General features: G+C 29.3%; 14 protein-coding genes, 2 pseudogenes and 1 riboswitch. Of the genes and pseudogenes, 5 read left to right on the top strand and 11 right to left on the bottom strand.

All coding sequences use genetic code 11. The features are described 5' to 3' along the window. Positions 1-218 precede the first annotated feature (218 nt). Positions 219-758, top strand: a complete 540-nt coding sequence (locus B2694_RS09530) for a 50S ribosomal protein L25 (protein ID WP_035133935.1) — start codon at positions 219-221, stop codon at positions 756-758. Positions 759-840: 82 nt separating this feature from the next. Here B2694_RS09530 and B2694_RS09525 read toward each other — a convergent pair whose 3' ends face one another. The 3 genes from B2694_RS09525 to B2694_RS09515 form a co-directional block, all read right to left on the bottom strand. Next, positions 841-1,728 carry a YitT family protein gene (locus B2694_RS09525; protein ID WP_346885525.1) on the bottom strand — a complete coding sequence of 296 codons (888 nt, stop codon included), beginning with the start codon at positions 1,726-1,728 and terminating at the stop codon, positions 841-843. A gap of 217 nt (positions 1,729-1,945) precedes the next feature. Next, a riboswitch (cobalamin riboswitch) is annotated at positions 1,946-2,135 on the bottom strand. A 76-nt stretch (positions 2,136-2,211) separates the two neighbouring features. Next, positions 2,212-3,384, bottom strand: a complete 1,173-nt coding sequence (locus B2694_RS09520; RefSeq protein WP_346885524.1) for a cation:proton antiporter — start codon at positions 3,382-3,384, stop codon at positions 2,212-2,214. Between the two features lie 18 nt (positions 3,385-3,402). After that, positions 3,403-3,747 carry a hypothetical protein gene (locus tag B2694_RS09515; RefSeq protein WP_346885523.1) on the bottom strand — a complete coding sequence of 115 codons (345 nt, stop codon included), beginning with the start codon at positions 3,745-3,747 and terminating at the stop codon, positions 3,403-3,405. Positions 3,748-3,935: 188 nt separating this feature from the next. Between B2694_RS09515 and B2694_RS09510 the strand changes: the two genes are divergently transcribed. After that, a complete protein-coding gene (locus B2694_RS09510; protein ID WP_346885522.1) occupies positions 3,936-4,448 on the top strand; it encodes a superoxide dismutase family protein in 513 nt (170 codons plus the stop codon). 121 nt (positions 4,449-4,569) lie between these two features. Here the strand turns inward: B2694_RS09510 and B2694_RS09505 are convergent, their stop codons facing one another. Both B2694_RS09505 and B2694_RS09500 read right to left on the bottom strand, forming a co-directional pair. Then, positions 4,570-7,938: an AAA family ATPase gene (locus tag B2694_RS09505; RefSeq protein WP_346885521.1), complete on the bottom strand. Its 3,369-nt coding sequence runs from the start codon at positions 7,936-7,938 to the stop codon at positions 4,570-4,572. Positions 7,939-7,997: 59 nt separating this feature from the next. Beyond that, the gene (locus B2694_RS09500; protein WP_346885520.1) at positions 7,998-8,669 is read right to left on the bottom strand and encodes a Crp/Fnr family transcriptional regulator; all 672 of its coding nucleotides are present in this window, start codon (positions 8,667-8,669) and stop codon (positions 7,998-8,000) included. 109 nt (positions 8,670-8,778) lie between these two features. On the opposite strand from B2694_RS09500, the gene B2694_RS09495 reads away from it, so the two are divergent. Then, positions 8,779-8,991, top strand: a complete 213-nt coding sequence (locus B2694_RS09495; RefSeq protein WP_150845245.1) for a 4Fe-4S binding protein — start codon at positions 8,779-8,781, stop codon at positions 8,989-8,991. Next, on the top strand, positions 8,991-9,572 hold the full coding sequence (locus B2694_RS09490) for a 4Fe-4S binding protein (RefSeq protein ID WP_346866997.1): 582 nt from the start codon (positions 8,991-8,993) through the stop codon (positions 9,570-9,572). Before B2694_RS09495 ends, B2694_RS09490 begins: the two co-directional genes overlap by 1 nt. A gap of 27 nt (positions 9,573-9,599) precedes the next feature. On the opposite strand, the gene hydG is transcribed toward B2694_RS09490, so the two are convergent. Both hydG and B2694_RS09480 read right to left on the bottom strand, forming a co-directional pair. Next, positions 9,600-11,018 (bottom strand): [FeFe] hydrogenase H-cluster radical SAM maturase HydG, encoded by a 1,419-nt coding sequence (gene hydG, locus B2694_RS09485; RefSeq protein WP_346885519.1) that lies wholly within the window; start codon positions 11,016-11,018, stop codon positions 9,600-9,602. 82 nt (positions 11,019-11,100) lie between these two features. After that, positions 11,101-11,346 (bottom strand): TM1266 family iron-only hydrogenase system putative regulator, encoded by a 246-nt coding sequence (locus tag B2694_RS09480; RefSeq protein WP_150845249.1) that lies wholly within the window; start codon positions 11,344-11,346, stop codon positions 11,101-11,103. 311 nt (positions 11,347-11,657) lie between these two features. On the opposite strand from B2694_RS09480, the gene B2694_RS09475 reads away from it, so the two are divergent. Further along, positions 11,658-12,596: an AEC family transporter gene (locus B2694_RS09475; protein ID WP_346885518.1), complete on the top strand. Its 939-nt coding sequence runs from the start codon at positions 11,658-11,660 to the stop codon at positions 12,594-12,596. A 169-nt stretch (positions 12,597-12,765) separates the two neighbouring features. On the opposite strand, the pseudogene B2694_RS17815 reads toward B2694_RS09475, so the two are convergent. From B2694_RS17815 to B2694_RS09450, 4 genes and pseudogenes are all read right to left on the bottom strand, one after another. Continuing rightward, positions 12,766-13,523: pseudogene (locus B2694_RS17815) on the bottom strand (metalloregulator ArsR/SmtB family transcription factor). A gap of 110 nt (positions 13,524-13,633) precedes the next feature. After that, positions 13,634-13,759 (bottom strand): annotated as a pseudogene (locus B2694_RS09460) (rhodanese-like domain-containing protein); the annotation flags it as partial. A 166-nt stretch (positions 13,760-13,925) separates the two neighbouring features. After that, positions 13,926-14,489, bottom strand: coding sequence for a GNAT family protein (locus tag B2694_RS09455; protein WP_346885516.1), 564 nt, complete (start codon positions 14,487-14,489; stop codon positions 13,926-13,928). Between the two features lie 111 nt (positions 14,490-14,600). After that, positions 14,601-16,118 (bottom strand): carboxypeptidase M32, encoded by a 1,518-nt coding sequence (locus tag B2694_RS09450; RefSeq protein WP_346885515.1) that lies wholly within the window; start codon positions 16,116-16,118, stop codon positions 14,601-14,603. Positions 16,119-16,225: the final 107 nt, after the last annotated feature.

Raw genomic sequence — 16,225 nt, 5'->3', positions numbered from 1 at the left:
TGTATATATTTATATTGTAAAGTGTTTTTCCTCCTAATATTTTATGAATTTTGCTTTTTCCTTAATATATGTTATCATGGTATAAGTATATTTAAGGAGGTTGATGCATATGTGGGCTTTGTATAAGCTCAGTGTGTAATTAATAGTGCTTAGATTCATTTATATACTGAGCTTAATAAATCAACAAAAAATTATTAAAAATAAGTGAGGGATTTATTATGAAAAGTACAACATTTAAAGTATATGAAAGAAGCTCAAAGGAGAATTTAAAGAAGCTTAGAAATTTGGGAGAAGTACCTTGCGTAATCTATGGTGAATTTTTAGAAGAACCCATCTCTGCTAAGATGAATAAAACTGAACTGTTAAAAATGTTAAAAGGCAGTTTTAGTGGTTCTATCATACCAATTGATTTAGAGGGAAAAACTCTAAACTGTGTAGTTAAAGATATTCAAAAAAACAACCTACACGAAATTATACATTTTGATTTACAATATGTTAAACCAAATGAAGTAATTAAACTAACTATTCCTATAAATTATATAGGTCAAGAAAATTTGGAATCTAAAAGACTAGTTTTAGAAACCTTTAGACCATATCTTGATTTTCAAGGAAATGTAGAAAAGATTCCAGAATATATTGAAGTTAATGTAGCTAATATGCAATTTAATGATAAACTACTAGCTAAAGATATTAATATTCCAAGTGAAGTAACCCTTCTTACTCCTGAGGACACTATCTTAGCTGTAGTAAATGGCTAATGTAAAATGAAATTTAAATTTAAAAAAGTGCTGATCTTATAAAAGACTAGCACTTTTTTCTTATATTTATTTAAATTACGTATTAAAAAGATAACTGTTTAAATCCATTTCCATGAGCTTCATTCACATTCATTATGGATATAACTGCATTAGCATCAATATCTAGTATAGCTTTCTTGGCCTTTTCAACTTGTTTAGAACTCATTATAGAGTATATAACCTTCTTTTTCTCTCCTGTAAAAGCACCTTCTCCATGAAGAAAGGTAACACCTCTTCCCAAAAGTTCCAAGATAGAATTTTTTATTTCCTCTGGATTATTACTTATCACTATAATTAATTTTCTCTCATTAGTCATAGTAATAGCTTTATCTAGAATATATGCTCTTACAAATAGAGATATTAACGTATAGATAGTTATAGTTAGATCATTTAAAATTAACCCTGTAAAAACAATGACCCCATTTAATATAAATGTCATAGACGCTAAATTAACACCATACTTTTTCTTTAAAGCAATAGCTATTATATCCGTTCCACCTTCTGAAGCCTTATTTAAAAATATTATGGCCATACCAAAACCACATAAAACTCCTCCACTTATGCATGATATTAATAAATCATCTACTTTAATAAATCTAGTTATATCTTCAGTTAATATTAAAAATATGGACATTGATATCATACCAATAAAACTTAAAAACCCAAATTCCTTATTAATTACCTTAATTCCAAAACAAAATATAGGTATATTGATAAACAATGTAAAATACCCTGAAGGAATATCTGTTACATATTGTAAAAGTAATGCTATCCCAGCTACTCCCCCACTTAAAAACTTATGTGGAACTATAAACATATTTACACTTAAAGAATAAATTAAACTTCCTAAAAGAATTAATGATACTTGACCTAGTTTTTCTTTGATATTACTATCAGAGATAAATTGTTTAGTTACATATATACTACTCATTGTAATCTCCTTGTTTTAGCTAATATTATTAATGACCTTAAGATTAATCACTCCCCTGCATTTCATGTATATAAACTTATGTTTTTATACATGAAAAAAGACATCCTATACGGGATGTCTAGTATAACAATTAAAAGATTTACAAAAGTAGTTTCTCTTATGAAAAGCACTAAATACATCTTTCATGTTAGACACCTCCCAGTTTCCCCGTGGGTTTTTTGGTCTATATCCTATGGCAGGTCTCCTGACTTCATATCAACATATATTCTAACCTTCCCATTAACTAAGTTAACAGTGGCTTATCTAGAATACACTCCTTGTTACAGTGACGGGTTCGTGTTGGATTTTCACCAACTTCCCTTTTAATTTAAAGAATAAACTTTAAAACCATAAAATATATTTAATTTTATAGACTCATTATATCATTGTTTATAGTAAATTTAAAGCCAAATCAACGATGTTATACATGAACCATATTTATTATTAAGCTTTATTTGCTTCACCTGCTTTAAATATAGCTATTTTAGTACATAGTGGGCCTATTAACTCATATATAACAGTTCCTGCTAATATTATAGTTCTAATCTGCGTACCATAAGCTGGTAATTCATTTTGAACTATAAGTGCTAGTCCAATAGCTACTCCTGCCTGTGGTACTAAAGTTAATCCTAAATATTTTTGAACTATAGGTTCTGATTTAGCTATCTTAGCTCCTAAATAAGCTCCTAAAACTTTACCAATAACTCTAGCTATTACATATCCTGCTCCAATTATACCCACAGTCTTCAAAACTGACATATCTAGTTCTAATCCTGATATGGTAAAAAACGCTATAAATATTGGATTAGTAAACTCATCTAATACAGTAAGTAATTTAGTTTTACCATCGGTAATGTTACTGATGGTTCCACCCATAACCATACAAGTTAATAATCCAGATAAATGTAATTTGTTGGCTACGCCAATAGCTAATAAAATTACACCTATAGCCATGCTCATAGTTTGCTCTCTACTGTTAGATAACCTATTAATAAATGCTAACACAAATCCTAGTATTATTCCTAAAATAGCAGATCCTATAATCTCTATAAAAGGATTCATTATTGACATCACTGTCAAAGCTCCTGTACCATTTGTTAAAGCTTTTGCAATAGATAAAGCTATTCCAAAAGCTATAACAGCAATGGCATCATCTATAGCAACTACTGGTATAAGAGTATTTACTAAGGGTCCCTTAGCTCTATATTGCTTTAGAACCATAATTGTAGCTGCAGGTGCTGTTGCTGAAGCTATTGCGCCTAGAGATAAACTAAAAGCTAATGGTTGCTTAAACACTGTTATCATAACTAAAGTTACAACTATTACCGCCATAAGTGCTTCAAATAAAGCTATAATTATAATTCCAGAACCAATTTTCTTTAAATCCTTAAAATTAAGAGAACTACCTATACTATAAGCAATAAACCCTAAGGCTGCCTCTGAAATAACTGTTAATCCATGGATAGCTTCAGTAGGTACAATCTTTAAAACAAAAGGTCCTATTATTATCCCTGCTACTAAGTATCCTGTTACCTTTGGTAGTTTAATATAACTTACTAGTAATCCTAAAAATATACCTGCAAGTATTACTATCCCTAGTACATATAACCAATTCATCTTTAACTTCAGTCCCTCCTATTTTTGTTGAAAGCTACCTCCAATTACTCTATTAACTGGAATTGTAAATGCTATTCCATTACCTGGACCATTTAATCCTCCAGTTACCTTGTTGATAATTTCTAGTGCCTGTTCTATTCTTTCTTCCTTTAAAACAGTAAATACTGTTTTATTAGATGATCTTCCTTTGTTTAATAACAATTGAAGTGAAGAAAACATACTTGCATCTTCACAGCTAGACAAAATGTTAGCCATTCCTACAGTATCAATAATTGTAGAGCCACTTATCCCTATGTTAGTAAATTCAATCATTATTTCCTCTAAATCTCTCGGATCATTTAATACAAATATAAGAACTTCCACATATACCCCTCCTATTCCTTATATATCTATTATATATTTTCAGTTGATTAAAATCAAATTTACATAAATTTTATTTAATTAAACTAAATTTAATAAAATGCATGAAATATTTATATTTCCTGTACACACACCAACTTACTACAACATATTATAAATTATATTGTATCAATAAAATGGAGTGTATTAATATGAGAATGGCTAATGATAAATTTAGTATTAACGATATAATTATGAATCACGGTATGCCTGAACCAACAGCCTATGCAGTAATCCAAGGTGGACCTTTAGCTCCTGAACTACGTGGCAGAGCATTATTTTGCACTTTAGATGATGGTATTATTCTTAGAGTATATGTTACTGGTATTCCAAGATACAACTCTGAAGGAAAACCTTCACTTTTCCACGGATTTCATATTCATGAGTTTGAAAGTTGTAATATAGGTGATCCAGGTGATCCTTTTAAAACTACTGGTGGACATTGGAATCCAACAAATGAACCTCACCCTTATCATTATGGAGATCTTCCACCACTAATGTCATCAAATGGTATTGCTGCAATGGATGTTTATTTAAGCAGATTTTCTATAAAAGATATTATTAGAAAAGCTATCATAATCCATGAAAATGCTGATGACTTTACTAGTCAACCTGCTGGTAATTCTGGGAAACGATTAGCTTGTGGAATAATAATGCCTACTTAGATACTGTTAATACTTATTAATTGTTAATACAAATTCTATATATCAAGCTTATAAATTTTATACTAAAGTAAAGAACTATATCAAAACATATCTTGATATAGTTCTTTACTACTTTATTTTACTACTTTACAATATTTCTTTTTAAAAATTCTTTTTTACTGTTTATAATATCATCTAAGGTTATAAAATTTATACTATCTCTACTAAATTCTTCATCACATATTCTAATACTCTGAGTTCTTATAAGATTATCTAAATACTGTTTTATCATTAATCCATTTTTTATTACTAAATTTGGATTACCATATATATCTATTATAGTTTTATTAATTTCCTCTTCTGCATCCTTCGATAAAGAATATCCCTTTTTACTTAATATACTTAATGCTATATTACATAGTCCTATATAGTCATAATCTTCAAAATCAAACCAAGTTGGAAATCTATAGTTAAAGGCTGGATTAGATAATACTAGTTTTTTCATTCCTTCTTTTTCTCCTGAAAGGATTAATATAACCTTATTATTTTTATCTAAGAATTTAATTATATCTGATACTATTTTATTATATTGCTGTTCCTCTAGGAGAAGGTCTACCCTATTTAGAAATAGCATTTTCCCTGAAAATTTACTAAATATATCTTCAATTTTTATTCCCTTATTAATCATTGCCATGAATTCATATTTATCCATTTCTACAATGTTTTTGGCTTTAACTATTCCCATACTATAATACATTTCTGAGAGAATATTAGCTACAGTTTTCTTACCTGTTCCATTTTCCCCTGTAAATATTATGTTCATATATCTATTGATATCTGAGCCTAATCCTAATTTCTTTCTTCTTTCTCTAACTTTTAAAAGCTTATATTGATTTTTCAAAAATTCCTTTGCATCTTCATTACCAACTAATAGCTCTAATCTACTATCTAGATTAAAGATGTTATCATCTTCAATAACATTTATATTTTCTACATCCTTAGCAGTTATAAGGTTCATCTCATAGACACTGATATCCTCTTCTACAATTCTTATGCTTTGATTTCTGATTAGTTTTTCCACATAATTTCTAACCATCCTACCATTTCCTGATTGTGCATCTGAGTTATTGTAGATTTCAACAAAGCTTTTCTTTAAAGCTATGTATCCATTCTTAGATAACTTAAACCCCTTTGCTTCAACAAGCTTTACAGCCATCTCAAAAAGTTCATTGGGATTATAGTCTGCAAAATTAGTCCATAATGGAAATCTTGACCTTAAACCTATGTTTACATCAAAGAATTCTTCCATTTCTTCTTCATATCCAGCTAATATAACTATTACTTCTTTAGAATAATCTTCAATTAACTTTAACAGAGTTTCTATGGCTTCAATTCCTAATGAATCATTGGCAAGGGTATATGCTTCATCAATAAATAATACTCCACCTAAAGCTTCTTTAAACTTCTCTTCTGTTTTCTTTGGTGTTTCCCCTGGAATTTCTGATACAAAACTTGATCTATCAGTTTCTACTAGTTGACCTACCTTTAATAATCCCATACTATTTAGCATTTCAGCTACTAATCTTGCTATGCTTGTTTTACCTGTACCTGGATTACCTGTAAATACCATATTTAAATTTTGCTCTATCTTAGTATTTACTCCAACAGATTTCCTTTTTTCCTGAGCAACTATAAGCTTATATTGACTTCTTAATAGTTTTTTAACGTCATCAAGACCTATTATTTCATTTAATTTTTCTTCTAAATCAAACTTTGCATTTGCTCTAAAGTTAAAGTTATCTCTATCTAATAAATCAATTTCCTTATCACTATTAGTTAGATACTTTTTAGAAGCGTCAATTATTGCATTTTCCACTATATTTCTTACAAACCTAGCATTACCTAAATCATTTTTTCCTGTAATTTGGTTTCTTGTAAATAAATCTATTAACCCTGCTTTTACATTTTTGGTTATTCTATACCCCTTAGATTTAGCTATGTTAACTGCTATTTCATACATTTCTACTGGGTTGTAATCTTTAAAGTGTATAGTATTTGAAAATCTAGATTTTAGACCTTGATTTATAGTTAGAAATCTTTCCATATCCTTTTCATAACCAGCTAATATGACTATTAAATTATCTCTATTGTCCTCAATGCCCTTAAGTAATGCATCTACTATTTCCTTACCTACCTTATCTTCTTCACTTTCACATAAAGAATATGCTTCATCTATAAATAGTACTCCTCCTAAGGCGGAACTAATTATATCATTTGTTCTCTTAGCTGTATCATTAATGTTCTCTGTAACGAAATCTGCTTTACTCACCTCTACAAATACACCTTTAGATAATATACCTAAGGCGTTTAAATATTCAAAGGTAACCCTAGCTGCATTAGTCTTTCCTGTGCCTGCATTTCCCGTAAATATCATATTCATAGATATCTTTGAAGTTTTTAGTCCAAGTCTTTTTCTTATTTTTTGTACCTTCCAATTATTTTCAACATTTATTATAAAATTCTTAAGTTCCTCTATACCTATTATAGAATCCAATTTATATTTTACTTCTTCAAGGGTAGGTACTAGATAGTTTTCTAACTTGTATATTTCATCATCTGATTTGCAATATATCTCATTCTTATCTACATATATTAAAATCTGACTTTCATTATAAAGTCCTTCCTTTTGTATTAGGTTCATAATTGGTTTGTAAATTTTATAGGATATATATTCACTGATTCCAAAATTGCTATCTTCTATGAAGTTTTCTTGTAAGAAACTACAAATTCCAAAGTTATCTTCCTCTTCATCTTTATTCTCTATTCCAAGAACTATATTTCCTTGCATATGCTTTTGTATACCATCTATTGACCTTAACACTTCTCTTCTAATTACTTTATTTTGTTCCTCTTCTGTAAGGCTTTCAGTATATAATACCTCTTCCCTATTATCTAAAATTCCATCTCCTATTACATTATCATCACTATTATAAATAAATATGAAAAACTTATTATGACAGATAAATTCTCCTATATTGTCTATATCCTTAATCTTTGCTTCAATAAGAAACTTATTTTTCATAATGTAGTTATCTTTTAACTTTAAACAAGTGTTAGGATATATTTCTGATAACACATTTAAAATATTTTCTGAAGCTTTTTCAGTATTTTTAAACATTATTACCTGTGAACTACTATTTAGTTTTTCATATAAGTCACTTAAAAAAGCATTATATCCTAAATTAAAATTGTAAGAAGCTAAATCTATTTCATCTATATGATAATCTTCAGCTATTCCTTCCTCATTAAGTTTTTCAAATAATAGCCTTACGCTAGCCTTTTTAAAAGTTCCTCGTTTACCGGCTAAAAGTAATATGCCCTTCTTATCTTCTTCAAACTTTTCTTTAAAATAATTGCACAATTTATGAATGAATTCTCCTTGCCCTATTATTTCATTATTCATTTTTTTTACTATATTTAAAAAACCATTACTTAAACTTTTGTCTTTCATATTAAAAATTTCACCCTTTCTTTTGTTTATGTAGTTATCTTTGTATTATAATTTCCTTACTAATTATATAGTTCTTCTAAACCTTTTAGTAATTGAATTTTACCTCTTGATATTAATAAATACCCTTTTTTCTCTAGTTCCTTAAGCTTTCTGCTTATTACTTCTCTTGAAGAATCTAATTCAAAAGCAAGTTCCCCATGGGTTGTATAAATTATTTTAGTATTCTTACTAAGTAATAATTTAACCAATCTACTTTCTAAAGATTCATGAATTCTAGCTTCTTTGTTTTCTATAACCCCTCTAAATTTTGCATATAGATCTTTATATATAACTTGCATAAATCTAAAATCACTTAATAAATAGGCTTTCACTATATCTGATGGTAAAATAGCAATTAAAGAATCTTGCATGGCTATGCCTTCAATATTTAGTGATTGACAATTTACAAAACAGCTTAATGCTTCATGACATAGCTCACCACGCTCTACATTGTATAAATTAGTTTCATTTCCCTCTTCTGTTACTTTTTGAACCTTTATAATTCCACTTATAACAAATAACATACCTATGCAGTTTCCACTATCTGTTTTTAAATACTCCTCACTTAATAAACTTTTAAAAATTACATTTTTTCTTATAATTTCATGGCTATCATCTATTTCTTTTAATACAGGATAAGCATCATACAAAGCTTCAAGTCTTTTATTAAATACATCTAAACTATTTAACATATTCCCCTCCTAAAAAAATTGCTTGTGTGACTATATCACATATTTTCTTTTAATTATACAGTTATAATATGCTTACTACAACATTTATAAAACAGGAGGATATAAATTTATGGAAAAGAAAATTGTTAAAAGAAAGGCTTATGTGGATACTAGCTACTGTGTAGCCTGTGGTGCTTGTGAAAAAGTCTGTCCCCTTGGAGCCATTGCTATTAACAAGGGTATTTTTTCAAAGGTTGATTATGATAAGTGCGTTGGATGTGGAAAATGTGTTAAAGCTTGCCCTGCATCTACTATAGAAATTAAGCAACTAGGAGGTAACTAATGAAAAAGAAGAAAAAGCATCTTTATGAATACCTTTGGATACTATCTTCCCTATATTTAATTTTAGGGTTATTTAATATACTCTTTGCTTGGCTAGGATTAATTTGTTTCATCGTACCTTTATTAATTTCAATAGTTAAAGGAAATAAAGGCTATTGCAATAAATACTGTGGTAGAGGACAACTATTAGATTTATTAGGTAATAAATTAAAATTATCAAGAAATAAGCCTATGCCTAAATTTTTAAAATCTAAATATTTTAGATACGGATTTTTAATTTTCTTTTTAACTATGTTCATTAATATGGTATTTAACACATATTTAGTTTTCCAAGGGACAAATACTTTAAAAGAAGTTCTTACTATACTTTGGACCTTTAAATTACCTTGGAATTTCACAGATTTATCCTATGTTTCTCCTTGGATAGCTCAATTTAGTTTTGGCTTCTACAGCTTAATGTTAACTTCAACTCTCCTAGGTATAATTACCATGGCCCTTTATAAACCGCGTTCTTGGTGTGTTTATTGTCCAATGGGTACCATGACTCAAGGAATTTGTATAATTAAAGATATGAAAAAATAGAGGGCTAGCCCTCTATTTCTATTATATCTAGAATCTAAAATCACGTTTTCCTTCATTAAGTTCTTTTAGGTGTTCCTCTACAATACCCTTAACTTTAGGATTAGGAATTTTCATAGCTTCATTTTTTATGACTTCTTCGCCTTTAGCTTTTGTATCTTCAGATGCATAATCCTCTAGATACTCTTTTAAAGTCATTAGGGCGTTAGGTAAACAACAGTTAGAAATTTGGCCTGATTTTACTAACTGCATAAATCTGTCTCCAGTTCTACCTTCACGATAACACGCAGTACAGAAACTAGGGATATATCCCATACCAAGTAACCAATTTACAATTTCATCTAGAGTTCTTGTATCACTGATATCAAATTGTGCTGAATTTTCTTCTTCTTTTTCCTTCTGAGCATATCCTCCAACACTTGTACATGAAGCTCCACTAATTTGAGAAACTCCAAGATGAAGCACTCTTTCTCTAGATTTTTGAGATTCCCTTGTAGATACAATAATTCCTGTATAAGGTACTGAAATACGTAAGATTGCAACAATCTTTGCAAATATATCATCAGAAATTCCATTAGTAAAATCTTCTGGATTTACTTCATCAGCAGGGCAAATTCTAGGTACACTGATAGTATGTGGTCCTACTCCCCTGGCTGCTTCTAAATGCTCTGCATGCATAAGTAATCCAACAAAATCATACTTATACATGTTTAATCCAAATAAAACTCCTATACCAACGTCATCTATACCACCCTCCATAGCTCTATCCATAGCTTCAGTGTGATAATTATAATCATGCTTTGGTCCTGTTGGATGTAATTCTTCATATAATTTTTTATTATAAGTTTCTTGGAATAATATATATGTTCCTATTCCAGCCTCTTTTAATTTTCTATAATTCTCAACAGTAGTAGCAGCAATATTTACATTCACTCTTCTTATAGCACCATTTTTATGTTTTATGCTATATATAGTCTTTATACTTTCTAATACATATTCTATAGGAGAATTTATAGGATCTTCACCTGTTTCTAGTGCAAGTCTTTTATGTCCAAGGTCCTGTAATGCAATTACTTCCTTTTTAATCTCTTCTTGAGTAAGTTTCTTTCTAGCTATATGTTTGTTTCCATGGTGATACGGACAGTATATACATCCATTAACACAATAATTAGAAAGGTATAATGGAGCAAACATAACTATACGATTACCGTAAAATTTATTCTTTATCTCCATAGCTAGCTCTTCTATTTTTTTATTTTCTTCTTCCAAATCACATTCTAATAGTACTGCTGCTTCTTGGTGGTTTAAACCTTTACATTCTCTAGCCTTCTCTATAATACTATTTATTAACTCTTTATTATTTTTATTTTTCTTTGCATATTCAATGGTTGATAATATTTCTCCATCTTCAATAAACTCAGTTGCTACCTTAGATTTTACATTATACATACATCTACTCTTCTTTCTTAATAAGATTTTAAGTGCTTTATTCTAATATATACCTAATTCGTTCTGATTTTATATATTTATTCTACTTCTTTGAATAGATCGTTTTTACAGTAATACCATCAAGCATACCCAACTTACCAGATAATGAACTAATAATATCATTAGTTGCATCTATAATTACGCTGATAACACACACCTCCTTGTCGCGATATGGTACCCCCATTCTCCCAACAATATATTGTCCATAGTCATGTAAAATATTATTTAATTTTTCTGTAGCTGTAGTATCCTCTACTATAATTCCAATCAATGCGATTCTTGTTTCCAAAGCTTAAGCTCCTCTCAAAAAAAATACTCTCTGCATCCCAATAGAGAGCAGAGATAGTATATCGCTATCCTATGACACCGCCTTATCATTTGGGCTAACCCTCCTGTACTTCAGAACGATTTAAATCTATTACTCTTCCTCCTTGGATACTTCCTTAGAGTAAGACCACATTTTTATTTTAACACCTATTACAAATATTATCAATTATTACTTATACATTGAAAAACACTTTAACTTTGTATACAATTAATTGGGACAACCATATAAAATATGAGAAATAGATTAACAAAAGACTAGAAAGGCTATTAATTATGGAAAATTTGATTTTATCAATTAATGTAGTTTTACCACTGTTTCTTACCATGGCTTTAGGATATGTATTAAAGCGATTGAAAATGTTTGATGACAATACTCTAAAGGTTACGAATAGTATCACCTTTAAGGCTTTTTTGCCTCTATTGTTATTTTATAATATATATAAAACAGATTTAAAAGGAGCTATAAATCCCAAACTTATTTGCTTTGCACTTATAAGTGTTACCCTTACCTTTATAGTACTATGCATTCTCATTCCCCTTATTGAAAAAGATAATAAAAAACGTGGTGTTTTGATACAAGGTATATTTCGTAGCAACTTTATAATATTTGGTCTACCTGTAGCATGTTCCCTATTTAGTGAGGACAAAGTTGGTGTTGTAGCTATACTAATAGCCACTGTTGTTCCTTTTTTTAATATGTTAGCAGTGATATCCTTAGAAATTTTTAGATGCGGAAAGCTAGATATTAAAAATACTCTAAAAGGAATTATTACTAACCCTTTAATTATAACATCAGCAATTGGACTATTCTTTCTTATCTTTGGAATAAAACTTCCAACAGCTATTGAAAAATCCATAAGTGATATATCACGAATTGCTACACCTCTTTCCCTTATTTTACTTGGTGGTTCCTTTTCTTTCACCGATGTAAAAGCTCACTTGAAACAAACTATTATAGGTGTAACTGGTAGACTTATTGTAGTTCCTAGTATTCTTATGCCTATAAGTATATGGTTAGGTTTTAGAGATATAGAACTTATAGCGTTAATGCTTATCTTTGCATCCCCTACTGCTATTTCTTCCTTCACTATGGCTCAAAAAATGGATGGTGATAGTGAATTAGCTGCCCAAATAGTAGTATTTACTTCAGCCTTTTGTATACTTACAGTATTCCTGTGGATATTCACATTAAAACAGTTTAGTTTAATTTAGGGAATAGATTAAATATATAGTTGGATTGTGTAAAAATAATCCGTCAACATGTTATAGATTGTATATTCTATCACTATAGTTTTCAACAGAGCCATTATTAAAAGAACTGTATGAAAATAGAATCACTTATTTCTATTTTCATACAGTTCTTTCAATTCTTAATTATATTTTAATGATGGTCACATCCATCATGATTACAAGTATGATTCATAGCGAATTCTGACAACTCACCATTTTTAAGCTTCTCTAAGTTTGTATTTATAGTTCCTTCTGCTGCTCTATATACCTTTATTCCTTGGGAATTTAACTTAACTATAGCCCCTTGACCAATACCGCCTACAACCACAGCATCTACTACTTCTCCTGATAATGCTTTCATTGGTTGACACATACCATGCTGATGACCTAAATCACCATTTCCTATAGTCTTAACCTCATTAGTTTCTAAATTACATACTACAAACATTGGAGCTGTTCCAAAATGTCCATATGGTACACTCTCCATACCTTCATTAGATTTAACTGGAAAACAAACCTTCATTACTCTTCCTCCTTTAATCTCTCTTTACAGCATTTCTTTACCAACTTACAATTTTTTTCACATTGTAAAGCATGAAAGCTCTCTAAACTTACATTAAACTTACCATCTATTGAGCATATGTCATCAGTAATTAATACATTAATAAATTCTATAGCTTTTTCTAAAACGTTCTTATTTAAGTCATAGATTACATGATATCCTCTTTTGTAACCTACAATTAAATCTACTTCTTTAAGAATTTTAATGTGTTGTGATACTGCAGCTTCAGAAATTTGTAAATGCTTAGCTATTGCCTTTGCACAAATATTCTTCTTAGATAATAATATTAGTATTTTTATCCTTGTCTCATCACCAATAGCTTTAAAAACTTTTACACTTTCTATCATATATACTCCTTTTATAATATAATTTAATTAAGTATTAACTTAATTAAATTATATTACTCTTAAGTGATTATATCAACTACAAATTAAAATATTCTATACAATAATTAAAGTTATTTTCTTTTAGCCCCTTTATATGCTCCAATACCACCTCTAACATTAATCACATTAAACCCTTCTTTAGTCAATCTCCTACAAGCAAGTGAGCTTCTCGAACCTGTTTGACACATAAGGTAATATTCATTTTCTTTTTTAGTTTATTATTAATGGTTAGATGGATTTCACAGTAACTAATTTTAGATTTAATTAATTTTCATATAAAATGCAATAAAAAAATAAGAACTATAAACTGAAAGTTTATAGCCCTTATTTTTTGACAGCCTAATGTTATATAATGTCCTCTTTCTATTTTAGCGCTTCACATATAATTGATTCATGAAAATCAATATTCAATATATCCATGAAGACTTCATCAAACTCATTATTTCCATATATAATAGAGTTTCTTCTTCTTCCTATCTCTTTAAAGCCAATCTTCTTGCATAAGTTAATAGCCCTTTCATTAAAAGAAAAAGTCTCTATCATTATGTTTCTAAGGTTTATCACATTAAAAGAAAAATCCAATATTAGCTTTGTTGCTTCTGTTCCTATACCTTTATTTCTATGATTCGAATCCCCAATAAACATTCCAAGAACAGCATTTCTGTGTATGTGGCTTATCCTCATAAGCCTTATGATTCCTATAGCCTCGTCGTTTTCAGAGTCAACTATATAAAATGCATATCCTCTCTCATTCATACCATTTAAATACTCTCTTTGAGCATCAATTGTTATCATATCTGATATATCTCCAGTTCTTATGGAAACTCTCAAGTCATTACTCCATTGAGCTACCTTATCTGCTAGTATATCATCCACTGGAGAAAGATAACATTTATCTCCAACTAATTTCTTTAAAAATTTCATCATATCTCACTTTCTTTTATGCATGCTAAATCTATTGTATTTTACGGAAACTCCTTCTCATACATATTCGAATGAGTAAGTTCGACTAACTAAATCATAGATTTAGAGTCTCACTTAAGTTCCACTGACCAAATCGTAGATTTCTCCGTATTTTTTATTTAGGTACTCTAAGAAATATTTAGGATTTAACTCTTCTCCTGTTACTTTTACAATAAGCTCTGATGGAGTATAAAGAGATCCAAACTGATGTATGTTTTCTCTTAACCAATCTTTTATCACTGCAAAATTACCATTTTTAACTTCTTCGTCATAGGTAGGTATATCTTGTCTCATTTTATTTAAGAATTGAGCTCCATATACATTACCAAGAGCATAGCTTGGGAAATATCCAATTAAACCTGCACCCCAATGAGTATCTTGAAGAATTCCTTCTGAATCATTTTTAGGCTCTACACCTAAATATTCCTTGTACTTTTTATTCCAAGCAGCTGGCAACTCTTCTACTGCGATTTCATTATTCATGAAAGCTCTTTCCAATTCATATCTAATTATAATATGAATACTGTAAGTTAATTCATCTGCTTCTGTTCTAATTAAAGAAGGTTCTACCTTATTTATAGCTTTATAGAAATCTTCTAAATTAACTCCTTCAAATTGAGGGAACCTCTTTTGAGCCTCTGGATAAAAATAAGCCCAAAATTCCTTACTTCTTCCTAGAATATTTTCATAGTATCTAGATTGTGATTCATGTACACCCATAGAAGTTCCACCTGAAACACCTGTATATTCTAAATCATCTGCTGAGTTTTGCTCATAAATACCATGTCCACCTTCATGAATATTGCTAAAGAACGCACTTCTAAAATCATGTTCATCATAATTAGTTGTTATTCTAACATCTTTATTTCCGAAGTTAGTTGTAAATGGGTGAACAGTAGTATCTAGTCTTCCTGCCTCAAAATCATATCCTAATTTTTCTAAAACAAATTTACCAAATTCATCTTGATCTTTAGTAGGAAATTGCTTTTTAAAGAAGGACTCGTCTATACTTACCTTAGAGGCTTTAATCTTCTCTAAAAGCTCTACTATACCATCCCTAAGCTCTTTAAATACTTTATCTACCCTATCTACAGTCAATCCTCTTTCATAATCATCTAAGCATTTATTATATATGTTTCCTTCATATCCTATATATTCAGCAAATTCCTTATTAAACTCTATTATCTTTGCTAAATATGGCTTAAAGCCTTCATAATCATTGTTTGCCTTAGCTTGTTTCCAAAATGCTTCTGATGTTGAGCATAACATTTGATACTCTTTATTTCTTTCAGGTGGTATCTTTATAAGTTCATCATAGTTTCTTTTTAAATTTTCTATAATCTTTTTATCCTTGAAAGATAATTTGTCCATTTTATCTGAGAAGTACTCTATCCATTCCCCTATTTTTGAAGAAGTCATAAGTTTTATACACTCTGAATATAGATATCCCACTACTTCAATTCTTCCATCTATAGCTTTAGATGGTATTCCTGTTTGCATATCCCAATGTATTAAGCTTTCTGCATGAATTAAATAAGTTACGTTTTTAATATGCTCCTTTACTTCATTTAATTTTTCATTAATGTTCTCCATTCTCCCCACTCCTTATAACTTGTATTACATAATTTTCGTTGTACTAATTATATCTTTATTTTCAATATAATTCCATAGTTATTTATTAAACTATAATAGTGCAAAAA

This window comes from Clostridium sp. UBA4395, from assembly GCF_002390995.1.
Lineage (GTDB): Bacteria > Bacillota > Clostridia > Clostridiales > Clostridiaceae > Clostridium_J > Clostridium_J sulfidigenes.
The sequence above is the reverse complement of the archived record's forward strand: the minus strand, read 5'-3'. Positions and strand labels throughout refer to the sequence as shown.